The organism is Acidobacteriota bacterium, from assembly GCA_039028635.1.
Taxonomy (GTDB): domain Bacteria; phylum Acidobacteriota; class Thermoanaerobaculia; order Multivoradales; family JBCCEF01; genus JBCCEF01.
Genome location: JBCCHV010000003.1, coordinates 75,087 through 87,424 on the forward strand (window position 1 = coordinate 75,087; position 12,338 = coordinate 87,424).

The following is a 12,338-nucleotide window of genomic DNA, read 5'->3' on the forward strand; positions in this document are numbered from 1 at the left end:
CGGGCCGCCCCTGGGAGCGGTCGCGGCGAGGGCCGGCGAGGCCTTGATAAACTCCCCATCCGCCTCGACTTCAATGGCGAAACGCTGGGAACGGAGCGATCTTCATGGCAACGATCGACAAGCTCTTGCTGGCTCTTGCAGCCAAGAAGATGGACTGTTTGGTGCTGGAACCCGGCCGTCGGCCCTGCCTGCGCAAGGGGGGAACCGACCACGAGGTGACCAAGACGCCCCTCGATGGTCCGGTGATCGATCGCCTGCTGCGCGAGATCGCTCCACCGGGCGAGGTCCCGGAGGCCCAGGAGCAGGATCGTTGGGAATTCGACTACGCGGTCGGCCAAAGAGTTTTTCGCTTCTTCGGCCTGAACACTCCCAATGGCTGGCTGGTCTCGGTGACCCACGACCCCACAGCCAAAGTCCCCGAGCCACCGCCGGAGACCATGCAGCCGCCGATGCCGGAGCCGGCCCTCTTCGAGCCGCCGGCGGCCGGCGATTCGCTGGAGAGCGCGCCTCCACCGCAGAATCTCTGGCCCAAGGGCGGCGGCGGCAGCTCCGCCGCGGCCGACTCCGTGCTGACGGCCGAGGCCGGTCCTTCCCTTGCCGAGCCGGTACAGACGGAGCTGCCCAAGATCGAGCCGCCGCAGCTCGAGCCCCCGAAGGTCGAGCCGACGGCACCGACGGCCGGGGCGCCATCGCCCCCCGAGGTACCCAAGATTCAGCCGACCGTCTCGCCACCGGTGCTTCCGGCAACGGAGACCGGATCTCCGCGGCCCAGCAGCCCCGAGCCGCCGGCAACCCCGACCGAGGCCGCTCAGGCACCGCCCCGTCCGGTGCTGGTGACGGAGCCGCCACCGCCGGTCCCAGACCCACGGGACGAGACCGTCCCTCCGACCGACCCTCGTCTCGAAGCTTCCGCCACCGGCTCCTTCGAGGTCTCCGATGTCCGACCGCTCCTCGTCGAGGTGATCGGTCGGGGAGCTTCGGACCTGCACCTCGCCCCGGGGCAGCAGCCGCGACTGCGGATCGACGGCACCCTCGAGATCCTCACCGGCTATTCGGGCCCGCGAGCCGACGTCCTCGAGCGCTTGCTGCGGGACGTCACGCCGGACAGCGCCTGGCGCGAGCTCGACCGCGTCGGCGACACCGAGTTCGCCTTCGAGCTCGAGGGTCGCGGCCGCTTCCGCGCCCACCTCTATCGCGATCGTCGCGGCATCGGCGGTGCCTTCCGGCTGATTCCCCCGGAGATTCTTTCCCTCGAGGAGCTCGGCCTGCCGGAGATCACGAAGAGCCTGACCGGTTTGCCCGACGGCTTGATCCTGGTGGCCGGCTCGACGTCGTCCGGCAAGACCACCACCCTGGCCGCGCTGCTCGACGAGATCAACCGCAACCGGACGGCCCACATCGTGACCCTCGAAGAGCCGGTGGAGTTCATCTTCCCGACTCGCAAGAGCCTGGTGGTGCAACGCCAGATCGGTAGCGATAGCGAGACCTACAAGATCGCCCTGAAGGCCGCCTTGCGGAAGGACCCGGACGTCATCGCCGTCGGCGAGCTGCGCGATCCGGAGACCGCCTCCCTCGCGCTGGAGACCGCCGACACGGGCCACCTGGTGTTCTCGACGGTGCACGCCAGCTCCGCGGCCAGCGCCGTGTCACGGCTGATCGACCAGTTCGCGCCGGCCGAGCAACCGCGCATTCGGCGCATGCTGGCCTCGAGCCTGCGAGCGGTGCTGCATCAGACCCTGCTGCGGCGCAAGGGCGGCGGCCGCGTCGCCGCCTACGAGATTCTCCTGATCACCCGTTCCATCGCCGAGCTGATCCGCAACCAGCGCAGCTCGGAGATTCCGAACGCCATGGAGCAGGGTCGCAAGCAGGGCATGGTGCTGCGCGATGACGCCCTTCACCGGCTGGTGGTCATGGGCCTGGTCGAGCCGCGTGAAGCCTACCGCCATGCCCAGGACCGTCCCACGTTCCAGGCCCGCCTCCGCAGCCTCGAAGAAGAGAGCGGAGCGTCGGGCGACGACACCGCCTAGAGCGCCGAATCGATCCCCTTGGAAGTCGCTCTACTCGCCGGCATCGTTCTCTTCACCACCGCTTCCTTCGCGAAGCAGTGGCTGCCGATCGACGTCACCGCCCTCACCGCCTTGGGGCTGCTGCTGCTGTTCGATCTGGTCACGCCGCAGGAAGCCATCGCCGGCTTCAGCAATCCCGCCGTCATCACCGTGATGATGATGTTCGTGCTCAGCGACAGCCTGGTGCACAGCGGGGTCGTCAACCGCCTCGGCCACCGCATCGCCCACCTTTCCGGGCGCTCCATGTGGAAAGCCGCCGTCCTCCTGTTGCTGTTGACCGGAGCGCTCTCGGCCTTCATCAACAACACCGCCGCCGTCGCCATCCTGATGCCCGTCGGCATCCTGATCGCCAAGCACTACCGCATCAGCCCCTCGAAGATTCTGATGCCGCTGTCCTTCATCTCGATTCTCGGCGGAACCTGCACCCTGATCGGCACCTCGACCAATCTCTTGGTCAGCTCGATGGCGGCCGAAAGCGGCCTCGAGCCCTTCAGCATCTTCGAGTTCGCGTGGGTCGGTGGGCTGCTGTTCGTCGTCGGCGGGGCCTATCTCTTGCTGGTTCCCATGCGTTTCCTGCCGTCGCGCAGCATCCTGTCGAGCCTGACCCGCAAGTACCACATGGGTGCCTTCCTCACCGAGGTCAAGGTGCCCGCCGACTCGCGCCTGATCGGCAAGACCGTGGCCGAAGAGGAGATCAGCGACCGCTTCCAGCTCAACGTGCTGGAGATTCTGCGCGGCGAGCTCAAGATCTCGATGGACCTGCGCAATACCCGCATCGCCGCCGGCGATGTGCTGATCGTCCGCGGCTCGATGGAAGACATCCTGTCGTGTAAGGAGCACTACAGCCTGCTGCTGCTGTCGGACACCAAGCTCGGCGATGAGAGCCTGAGTGACGAGTCCAACATCCTGGTCGAGGTCCAGCTCTCCCCGACCTCGCAGCTGGTGGGCCAGACCCTCAAGCAGATCGACTTCCGCAAGCGCTACGGCTGCTTCGTCCTCGCCCTCAACCGCACCGGCGAGATGATCCATCGCAAGATCGCCTTCATCCCTCTCGAGCACTGGGACACGCTGTTGGTGTTCGGCCCTCGGGCCCGCATCGAGGCCCTCAACGGCCTCGAAGACTTCACTCCCCTGCAGGAGGTCGACGTGCGGCTACGGCTGAGCCGACGGTGGTGGATCAGCGCCGCCATCATCCCGATCGTGGTGCTGCTGGCCGCCACCGGAGTGATGCCCATCTTGAAGGCTTCGATCCTCGGTGTGGTGGCGATGCTGCTGACCCGGACGATTCAGATTCAGCAGGCCTACAAGGCGATCAACTGGACGGTGATCTTCCTGATCGCGGCCGTCTTGCCGATTGGCAAAGCGATGGTCAACACCGGCCTCGATTCTCTGATCGGTGATTCCCTGGCCGCCGTCGGCGGACCCTACGGACCGGTCGCCGTGCTCGCCATGATGGTGGTGTTCACCTCGCTTCTGTCGGAGGTCATCTCCAACAACTCGGCGGCGGTGATGATGGTGCCCATCGCCCTGTCGGTGGCGAGCACCCTCGGGGTCGACCCCAAACCGTTGTTGATGGGGATCACCTTTGCCGCCTCGATGAGCTTCATGACCCCCATCGGCTACCAGACCAACACCATGGTCTACGGCCCTGGCGGTTATCGTTTCACCGACTTCACCCGCGCCGGCGCTCCCTTGAGCATCTTCTGCTGGATCACGGCGATTCTGCTGATCCCGCGCATCTGGCCCTTCTAGCAGGCTGCTGCAACGGTCGCGCAGCGACCGATTGAGCGCCTACGATTCCACCTCGATCTGGCGCATTTCCCGGCGCAACCAGAGGCGCGACACCCGCCACTCGCGGGTGACGGTGCCGCGCGAGATTTCGAGCAATTCGGCGACCTCGGCGGCGGTCAGGCCGGCGAAGTAGCGCAGCTCGATGATCTGAGCCTGCCGTGGATCGATCACCGCCAGGCGGTCGAGGGCCTGATCGAGGGCCAAGATCTCGATGTCGAACGGATTGACGAGGTAATCGTCGGCGAGCTCGATGGGGATCAGCTCGTCCTTGGGGATGCGCTTGCCGGCTGTCACCCGGCGGGCGTGATCGATCAGCACCCGGCGCATGGCAATCGCCGCCGAGCCGAAGAAGTGACGCCGGTCGTCCCACACCAGCGTGTCGCGATCGAACAGCCGCAGATAAGCCTCGTGGACGACCTCGGTGGCCTTCAGAGTGTGACCGGATCGCTCGCGCCGGATCAGGCCCATGGCGACCCTTCGCAACTCCCCATAAACGAAGCCAATCAATCGCTCCAATGCATCGTCGCGGCCGCGCCGCAGCTCGCCGAGGAGCTGCGTCACTTCCCCGCGGGGATCTGGAGCTACCTGGTTCAAGTCTCGCCTGCGCTTTGGTCGACGTTCTCGGCCCTGACTCCATCCTACTCGCTGCTCGCCCGTCGCCGAAGCTCGGTTCGCCGACGACCCCTTCACGAAGCGGCAGCGACGGCTTCGGCCCTGGCCTCCAAGAGCTCCGGATGGTCGTCCGGCAGGACGCCCTCGAAGATCTCGAGAGCCCGCCGCAGAAACTCGGCCCCTTCCTCGCGCCGCCCCTGCTTCAGGCGCAGACGGCCGAGCTGGAAGAGATCCTGAGCGACATCACGGGTTGGAACATCGTAGAGGGTTTCGTGGGTCTTCAGGGCCTGGTCCAGCAGCGCTTCGGCCTCATCGTAGAGACCTTGCTCGATCCGGACCGTCCCCAGCCGGCGGAACATCACGGCGCTCACCGGGTGATCCTCGCCGCGCTGCCGAACGGACTCCGCCAGCAAGGGCTCGAAGGCGGCCACGGCGGAGGCGAGATCGCCCCTTTTCCAGGCGACCTGAGCCAGGTCGGTTTGCACTCGACGGACCGCAAACTGGTCTTGTCCGTAGAGCTCGAGGGCGCGCCCTAAGACCCTCTCGGCGCCCGCGAAATCCTCGGCGAGCAACAGCGCCCTCCCCAACTCCCGAAGGGTCCTGCCGATCTCCCGGGCATCGCCCTCGCCCGCCGCCTCCTGCTCGGCCAGCAGGCCTTCCAGATGAACGATCGCTTCGTCCGCTCGCGACCCTCGGCGCCAGAGGGCGCCGAGGGCGCGACGCGCCAAGAGGGTGCGATGGTGGGTCGGGCCGTGCACCTCTTGCCAGGCGCTCGCCGCCCGTCGCAGCAGCCGCTCCGCTTCCTCCCAGCCGCCCAACTGCTCTTCGATCCCTGCCAGATTGAGCCAACACCCCACCACCAACGGGTGCTGGTCTCCAAAAGCCTCGATGAAGAAGCCCTCGGCTTCGCGAAGGATCGGTCGCGCCTCGCCATAGCGGCCGAAGCCGCGCAGCGCGACTCCCAAGTTGTTGAGCGACTCTCCGATCGCTCCGGGGTTGTCGGCCAGCTCGCTGCGCCGGATCTCCAGAGCCCGCCGGTGCCCGGCGATGGCCTCGTCGAACCGGTGCAGACGGTAGTGCAGGTTCGCCAGCCAGGTGACGGTGGCGGCGAGTCGCGCCGGATCCCGCTCGGCGGCGGACTCGATCAGCTCGATAGCCCGCAAGCCGAGGGCTTCCGCCTCGTCGAAGCGCCCCTGGCGGCGATAAATGACCCCCAAGGAGCCGACACAGGTGATGATCTCGGGATCGCCCGGATCCAGCTCCGCTTCGCGCAGCGCCAGCGCTCGCTCATAGAGGGCTGCCGCGCGATCGAGGTCGCTGCGCGTCATCGCGATCCGTCCGAGGGTCTGCAAGAAGCGAGCTCTGACCTGTGGTTGATCCGCCAGCTCGTCGCCCATCGACCCCTCCGCTCGGGCGATCAGCTCGTCCACCGACTCCGGGTCGTCCTCGCCACGATCCGGATCCGCCAGCTCGAAGAGGCCGATCAGGAAGTCCGACACCTGCTCGGCCTCGACCTGGGCCTGACGAGCGCGATCGGCTTCCAGATTGGCGCGGCGCGCTTCCTGAGTGCGCGCCACCACTCCCGCGGTCAAGACGCCGATCACCGCCGCCACCGCCAGCACCGTCCCGACATTGCGCCGCAGATAGCGCGACAGGTTGTAGCCCAGGGACGGTTCCCGAGCCTCCACCGGTCGATGTTGCAGGTAGCGCCTCAGGTCGGCCGCGAGACTCGCCGCGGAGTCGTAGCGGGCATCGCGATCCCGCGCCGTCGCCTTGACCAGCATGGCGTCGAGATCGCCCTGCAGATGGCGTCCGAGGGCTCGAGGGCCGACTGCGCGGCGTTCGGCGAGTGGCCCTCGACGGCCGGTGTCGAGCTCCGCCCAACGCCGGCTCGGCGGCGGCGGATCGATGGTTCGGGCGCGATGTAGCAGGGCCCCGACGCCGAGCTCCGAGGCCTCGTAGGGAGGCACCCCGACGAGCAGCTCGTAGAGCAGGATCCCGAGAGAGTAGACATCGGTTCGGGTGTCGACTTCGGAGCGAAGATCCCAACTCGCGGCCTCGGGGCTCATGTAGGCCGGCGAGCCCATCAACAGGCTCTGGCTGCGGTCCACCTTCAGATCGCCGACCCGTTCGGGGTCGGCATTGGGGGCCGAGGCCTCCGCTTCGTCGAGGGAACGGGCGATGCCGAAATCGATCACCTTGGCCACCGCCTGGCCATCGATCTCGGCGACCAACACGTTGGACGGCTTCAGATCCCGGTGCACCAGGCCCTTCTGGTGAGCGTGGCCGACCCCGGCACAGACGCCGAGAAAGAGCTCGATTCGAGCCCGGATCGACAGCCGATGGCGATCGCACCATTCGGTGATGTGAGAGCCCTCGACCCACTCCATGGCGACGAAGGCGCGGCGATCGTCCGCCACCCCGGCATCGTAGACAGCGGCGATATTGGGATGCTTCAACCGGGCGAGGGCTCGGCACTCGGCGGCAAATCGCCGAGTGCCCTGGTCACCCTCGAAGCCGTGGATCACCTTGAGGGCGATACGGCGCTCGATCGGCTCCCGCTGCTCGACGAGATAGACCGTCCCCATGCCCCCTCGACCGAGCTCTTCGAGGACCCGATAAGGCCCGACATGATCCGGCAGCGCGGGCCGAGCCGCGTCGTCCGAAGCCTCGAGAGCCAGACGATGCTCATCGGCGATGACATCAACCGCCTGGAGCACCGCCGGAATGCCGAGGAAGTCGGCCTTGAGGGCATCTTCCTCGCCGAGCAGCGATTCGACTTCGGCCCTGAGCTCGGAGTCGTCGGAGCATTCTCGATCGAGAAAGGCGGAGCGATCCGGCGGCTCGAGCTCGAGGGCCGCGTCGACCAGCTCGACGACTCGACGATAGTCGGACGGTGCCATGATTGAGCTCCGCGGCCGGTCTCGCGGCGATTGAGGAGGCGCCCTAGCGGGTCGGAAGGGCTTTTTCGACTCGCGCCACCACCATCTCGAGCGCGACCTGATTCGCCCCACCTTCGGGAATGATGACGTCCGCCCAGCGCTTCGATGGCTCGACGAACTCGAGATGCATCGGTCGCACCGAGTCTTCGTACTGGCGCATGATGTCCTCGACCTCGCGACCGCGCTCGCAGAGGTCGCGCTTCAAGCGCCGCAGGACCCTCAGATCAGCATCCGTATCGACGAAGATCTTGAGGTCGAGCAGCTCGCGGATCTCCGGCTCGGTGAAGATCAGGATGCCTTCCAAAACCACCACCGGCAGCGGCTCGACGCGCCGCGTCTCGGCGGTGCGGCGGTGCTCGACGAAGTCGTAGATCGGCACATCCACCCCACTGCCGGAGCGCAGCGCCCGGAGGTGCGAGATCAAGAGTTCGTTGTCGAGGGCGTCCGGGTGATCGAAGTTGTGGCGACGGATTCCCTCGACGCCGCCCCACTTCACATCGCGGTAGTAGCTGTCCTGCTCGAGAAGCCCGATGCGGCCCTCGTCGACGGCGTCGAGAATGGCGCGGGCGACGGTGGTCTTGCCGGATCCGCTCCCTCCGGCGACTCCGACCAAGAAGCATGGCGAGCTCATGGCGCCATTCTATGCCCAGCCGATAGGCGCCGACCGGTCAGGTCTGACAGGAGACACAGTAGAAGGTGCTGCGCCCGGTTTGGACGATGCGCCGCAGGGCCTGGCCACAGCGCCCGCAGGGTTCCCCCTCACGACCATAGACGTTCAGCGACACCTGGAAGTAGCCGCTTTGACCCTCCCCGTCGGCGAAATCGCTGAAGGTGGTGCCGCCCTCACCGATGGCTTCGGACAGCACCGCCTTGACCGCCGCGACCAGCCGATCCCAGCGCGCCGGCGCGATCCGCGCCACCGAGCGCTTGGGATGGACACCGGCTCGAAACAGGGCTTCGGAGGCGTAGATGTTTCCCACCCCGACGACCACGTTGGCATTCATCAGGAAGGGTTTGACCGGCCCGCGGCGGCCGCGAGCCGCGTCGCGCAGCGCATCACCGGTCCAGAGGTCGTCCAGGGGCTCGGGTCCGAGGTGGAGAAAATGGCGGTCGAACTCCAGGTCCTCGGTGGGCAGCGCAAAGACCAGACCGAAGCGCCGCGGATCGACGAACCGCAGGCGGCGACCGGAAGCCAGGGCAAAGGCGACGTGCTCGTGTTTGTCGCGGCCCTCGGCGCCTTCCGAAACCAGCAACTGGCCGCTCATCCCGAGGTGCACCACCAGCGTTCGTCCGCCCTCGAGATCGATCAGCAAGTACTTCGACCGGCGCCTCAGGCGCTCGATCCCGCGGCCGGCGACAGCCTGCTTCAATCCTCTCCGGTCGACCGCCTCGCGCAGATCCGCCGGTCCCACCCAGACCCCTTCGATGCGCTCTCCGACGAGGTGCGGCTCGAGACTTCGGCGCAGGACTTCAACCTCCGGTAACTCAGGCATATCCGCCATATTACCGCCCCCGAAGGCGGTAATCGAACGCAAAATCTCTTGACTTACGCCCCAGAAAGGCGTAAATAGAGCGTATGACAACGACGACCCTGCCCCTGTTTCCCACCCTCGCGCCGCTGCCGGCGCGCGTCGATGAACCGACGACGGAGCACATCGAGCTCGATCGCCGGCAGATTCTCCGCCGGGTGCAGGACGCACGCACCGGGACGGTCTGGGCTCTCGATCCCTACCGCGGCTGCGAGGCGGCCTGCATCCACTGCCCCAACCGCCGCGGGCACCACGCCTTCCAGCTCCTGCGGTGGCGAGACTTCGAGACCAAGATCTTCGTCGAGACCGGCGCCCCCAAGGCCCTCGAGCGCCATCTCCTGTGGCAAGAGTTCGCGGGCGAGACGCTCTCCCTCGGCCACTTCGCCGATCCTTACCAGGAGGCCGAGGAGCGCTTTCGCCTCACCCGCTCGCTGCTCGAGGTGATGACCAAGTTCCGGGGCCTCGACCTGTCGATCGCCACCCGCTCACCGCGCATCGTCGCCGACCTCGACCTGCTGATGGAGCTCGACCTGCGACACACGGTGACGGTCCACATGGGGATCGCGACCACCGATGCTCGCCTGTCGCGGGAGCTCGAACCCGGTGGCGCCGATCCCGCGGACCGCTTCGCCGCCATCGAGCGGCTCACCGAGGCCGGCATTGCCACGGACCTGCGCTGCATTCCCCTGATGCCCGGTATCAACCATGAGGCCGAGCAACTCGCACCGCTCTTCGAGGCCGCCCGCGACGCCGGCGCCTTCGACATCGTCGGCCACTGTCTCGAGCTACCGATGGCGACCCGGCCACGCTTCATGGCTTGGATCGAAGAGCGCAAGCCCCGGCTGATCAGCCGGTACCGGCGCCTCTATGGTCGGCGAAGCAGCCTGCGGCGACCGGACAAGAATCGCCTGCTCTCGGACTTTCGGCGGCTCTACCTGGAAATGGGCTACCCGCGCCCGACGATCAGCCGCGGTTGAGGAACGCCACCGGCCGACCGATCGAGGCTGGAGGAATCTCGGACAAAGAAAAGAGGGCGGCTCCTGCCGCCCTCGAGAAGTCCAGCCATCTGACCCGCCGGCCTCACAGCTCGTCGACGGCCACGGAGGCAATCTTCTGCCACTGCTTTTCGGCTTTGCGCAGGTTGCGCTCCAAGCTCTTTTCCCAAGTCGCCTGGATCTCGGGATTGAGGTTGAAGTAAAGCCGACCGTCGACGATCTTGAAGACCTCCGGATCGCCGTCGAACTTCTTGCCCACCGACACACCATAGGCACAGAAGCCACCGAAGGCCGGCGCGTAGCGCTGCGGATCGGATTCGAAGGTTTCGAGATTGGCCTTGCTGGTGAAGCGATAGACCGCGCCCTGCCACTTGGTCTGGTGCTTCGCCAGACCGCGCCGGGACTCACCTTCCTGGTGATAGGCCACCGCGTCAAAGCCATGGATCGCCAGAGGCGCGCCGGCGCTGGTCAAGCCATTGGAAGCGCTGGTGGCGACACCGGCGGAGGCAACGCCGGCCCCCAGCATGAGAGCCACGGCAGCCAGGGCAAAGAGAAAGCGAAGTCGCGTGAAAGTCGTCATGGAACGGTACTCCTGAGCTCGATTGAGGTTTCCGACATCGACCGTTGGAGTATTGGTCTCTTCGCCCGCTCAGAGGAATGCCCTGACGGCCGCAGTTCCTGCTCGATCGTTCACGACTTCGTTCGATCTGCAAGATGCTCACATGGGCCTTTGCCAGCAGATATCCCAGAAAAGAACTCTCAGAAATAGCCTTCCGCCGCCACGGACCTGCTGATCCGTTCAACATTTCTGCTCGATCGTTCAGAATAATCCGCAAAGACATGACGATGAGTTAGCCTGGAGCCATGGATGTTCTCAGCCGTATTCTCGATCGCGTCGCCATGCGAGGCAGCCTTTACTACCCCACAGAGTTTCGCGCCTGTTTCGGGCTCACCGTACCGGCGAACCGGCACGTGTGTCGCTTTCACGTGGCGGTCGAGGGAGGCTGCCTTCTCAGTGCCAATGGCCAGACCCTTCGCCTCGAACAGGGCGATCTGGCCCTGGTCCCGCACGGCCTCGAGCATCTGCTCCAAGACCAAAAGGCGACGCCACCGGTGCCCCTCGACGAAGCCATCGACGAGGCCGGCTACAGCGGTGATGGCCCCTTTCGATGGGGCGGAGAGGGTCCGGCCTGTCGCCTGATCTGCGGCCACTTCGATTTCGACAAGGACTTCAGCCAGACCTTCCTGCGGTCTCTTCCCCCCATCGTCCATGTCCCCGCCACGTCGACCTACGATTTCCGCTGGATCGACCAGGTCATGCGCTTCATCGGTGAGGAAGTCCACGACCGGCGCCCCGGCAGCGAAGCCATCGCCCGCCGCCTCTCGGAGGTGCTGTTCGTCCAGGTCATTCGACACTACGCCGAGTCGGCGGAGGCTCCCGTCCCGATCCTCGCCGGCATCGCCGATCCGCAACTGAGCCGAGTCCTCGATGCCGTGCACTCTCGTCTCGATCACCCCTGGACCCTCGAGGCGCTGGCGCGCGAAGGCGCCATGTCCCGCACCTCCTTCACCAGCCACTTTTCGAAGCTGATGGGCATGACACCGATGACCTACCTCACCGAGCAGCGCATGATTCAGGCTTGCAAGCTGCTGCGCGCCGGCGAGACCCTCGGCAGCGTCGCCGATCGAGTGGGCTACCGCTCCGAAGCCGCCTTCAGTCGCAAGTTCAAAGAGCACTTGGGACAAGGTCCCGGAGCCTATCGCCGCGCTCACCGCCAGTCGGCGGAAACACGATGAGCCTTTCAGGCCTTCTCGACGACGTCTCGCGCTGCGAAATCTGCCAGTCCCACCTGCCTCTCGGACCTCGTCCTCTGCTGCGCATCGAGTCCGCGGCTCGCTTGGTGATCATCGGACAAGCTCCCGGTCGCCTCGCCCACCAGAGTGGCATCCCATGGAACGACCCGAGTGGTGATCGCCTGCGGGACTGGCTGGGAATCTCCCGCGAGGAGTTCTATCGGCACCCAGCCCTCGCCATCATGCCGATGGGATTCTGCTTCCCGGGGACTGGTCGAGGCGGCGATCTGGCGCCGCGACCGGAGTGCGCCTCTACCTGGCACGCGGCACTGCTTGCCGAGATGCCGCGACTCGAGACAACCCTCCTCATCGGCCGCTACGCCCAGAACACCTATCTCGATGGAACGAAGCGCTCGGTCACCGCCGCCGTCAAGACCTGGGCCGAGACCTTTCCGCGCCTTCTGCCGCTGCCACACCCCAGCCCGCGGAACAACCGCTGGCTCAAGCAGAATCCGTGGTTCGAAATCGAGGTCTTGCCGGCACTCCGGCGGAAAGTCGCCGAAATGCTCTCGGACCACACAGGCACCGATCCGTAGTCCCTGACGTCCG

At 66.3% G+C, this 12,338-nt stretch carries 10 protein-coding genes; 5 read left to right on the top strand and 5 right to left on the bottom strand.

From position 1 onward, the window contains the following. The first annotated feature begins 104 nt into the window (after positions 1-104). Positions 105-2,027: a PilT/PilU family type 4a pilus ATPase gene (locus AAF604_02235; protein ID MEM7048442.1), complete on the top strand. Its 1,923-nt coding sequence runs from the start codon at positions 105-107 to the stop codon at positions 2,025-2,027. Positions 2,028-2,045: 18 nt separating this feature from the next. After that, on the top strand, positions 2,046-3,818 hold the full coding sequence (locus AAF604_02240; protein MEM7048443.1) for an SLC13 family permease: 1,773 nt from the start codon (positions 2,046-2,048) through the stop codon (positions 3,816-3,818). A 39-nt stretch (positions 3,819-3,857) separates the two neighbouring features. Here the strand turns inward: AAF604_02240 and AAF604_02245 are convergent, their stop codons facing one another. The 4 genes from AAF604_02245 to mutM all read right to left on the bottom strand — a co-directional run bounded on the left by AAF604_02245 (position 3,858) and on the right by mutM (position 8,904). Beyond that, a complete protein-coding gene (locus AAF604_02245) occupies positions 3,858-4,451 on the bottom strand; it encodes an ECF-type sigma factor (GenBank protein ID MEM7048444.1) in 594 nt (197 codons plus the stop codon). A gap of 92 nt (positions 4,452-4,543) precedes the next feature. Then, positions 4,544-7,372: a tetratricopeptide repeat protein gene (locus tag AAF604_02250; GenBank protein ID MEM7048445.1), complete on the bottom strand. Its 2,829-nt coding sequence runs from the start codon at positions 7,370-7,372 to the stop codon at positions 4,544-4,546. A gap of 43 nt (positions 7,373-7,415) precedes the next feature. After that, the gene (gene udk / locus AAF604_02255; GenBank protein MEM7048446.1) at positions 7,416-8,042 is read right to left on the bottom strand and encodes a uridine kinase; all 627 of its coding nucleotides are present in this window, start codon (positions 8,040-8,042) and stop codon (positions 7,416-7,418) included. A 37-nt stretch (positions 8,043-8,079) separates the two neighbouring features. After that, positions 8,080-8,904, bottom strand: a complete 825-nt coding sequence (gene mutM / locus AAF604_02260; GenBank protein ID MEM7048447.1) for a bifunctional DNA-formamidopyrimidine glycosylase/DNA-(apurinic or apyrimidinic site) lyase — start codon at positions 8,902-8,904, stop codon at positions 8,080-8,082. An 83-nt stretch (positions 8,905-8,987) separates the two neighbouring features. Between mutM and AAF604_02265 the strand changes: the two genes are divergently transcribed. After that, on the top strand, positions 8,988-9,917 hold the full coding sequence (locus AAF604_02265; protein MEM7048448.1) for a radical SAM protein: 930 nt from the start codon (positions 8,988-8,990) through the stop codon (positions 9,915-9,917). A 103-nt stretch (positions 9,918-10,020) separates the two neighbouring features. Here the strand turns inward: AAF604_02265 and AAF604_02270 are convergent, their stop codons facing one another. Continuing rightward, complete coding sequence (locus tag AAF604_02270) at positions 10,021-10,515, bottom strand: YHS domain-containing (seleno)protein (protein ID MEM7048449.1); 495 nt, start codon at positions 10,513-10,515, stop codon at positions 10,021-10,023. A 284-nt stretch (positions 10,516-10,799) separates the two neighbouring features. On the opposite strand from AAF604_02270, the gene AAF604_02275 reads away from it, so the two are divergent. After that, positions 10,800-11,732, top strand: a complete 933-nt coding sequence (locus tag AAF604_02275; GenBank protein ID MEM7048450.1) for an AraC family transcriptional regulator — start codon at positions 10,800-10,802, stop codon at positions 11,730-11,732. Continuing rightward, positions 11,729-12,325, top strand: coding sequence for a uracil-DNA glycosylase family protein (locus tag AAF604_02280; protein ID MEM7048451.1), 597 nt, complete (start codon positions 11,729-11,731; stop codon positions 12,323-12,325). Before AAF604_02275 ends, AAF604_02280 begins: the two co-directional genes overlap by 4 nt. Positions 12,326-12,338 lie beyond the last annotated feature (13 nt).

Coding starts and splice junctions, on each gene's coding strand:
- AAF604_02235 (MEM7048442.1), top strand. CDS start 105: ATGGCAACGATCGACAAGCTCTTGCTGGCTCTTGCAGCCAAGAAGATG.
- AAF604_02250 (MEM7048445.1), bottom strand. CDS start 7,372: ATGGCACCGTCCGACTATCGTCGAGTCGTCGAGCTGGTCGACGCGGCC.
- udk (MEM7048446.1), bottom strand. CDS start 8,042: ATGAGCTCGCCATGCTTCTTGGTCGGAGTCGCCGGAGGGAGCGGATCC.
- mutM (MEM7048447.1), bottom strand. CDS start 8,904: ATGCCTGAGTTACCGGAGGTTGAAGTCCTGCGCCGAAGTCTCGAGCCG.
- AAF604_02265 (MEM7048448.1), top strand. CDS start 8,988: ATGACAACGACGACCCTGCCCCTGTTTCCCACCCTCGCGCCGCTGCCG.
- AAF604_02270 (MEM7048449.1), bottom strand. CDS start 10,515: ATGACGACTTTCACGCGACTTCGCTTTCTCTTTGCCCTGGCTGCCGTG.
- AAF604_02275 (MEM7048450.1), top strand. CDS start 10,800: ATGGATGTTCTCAGCCGTATTCTCGATCGCGTCGCCATGCGAGGCAGC.
- AAF604_02280 (MEM7048451.1), top strand. CDS start 11,729: ATGAGCCTTTCAGGCCTTCTCGACGACGTCTCGCGCTGCGAAATCTGC.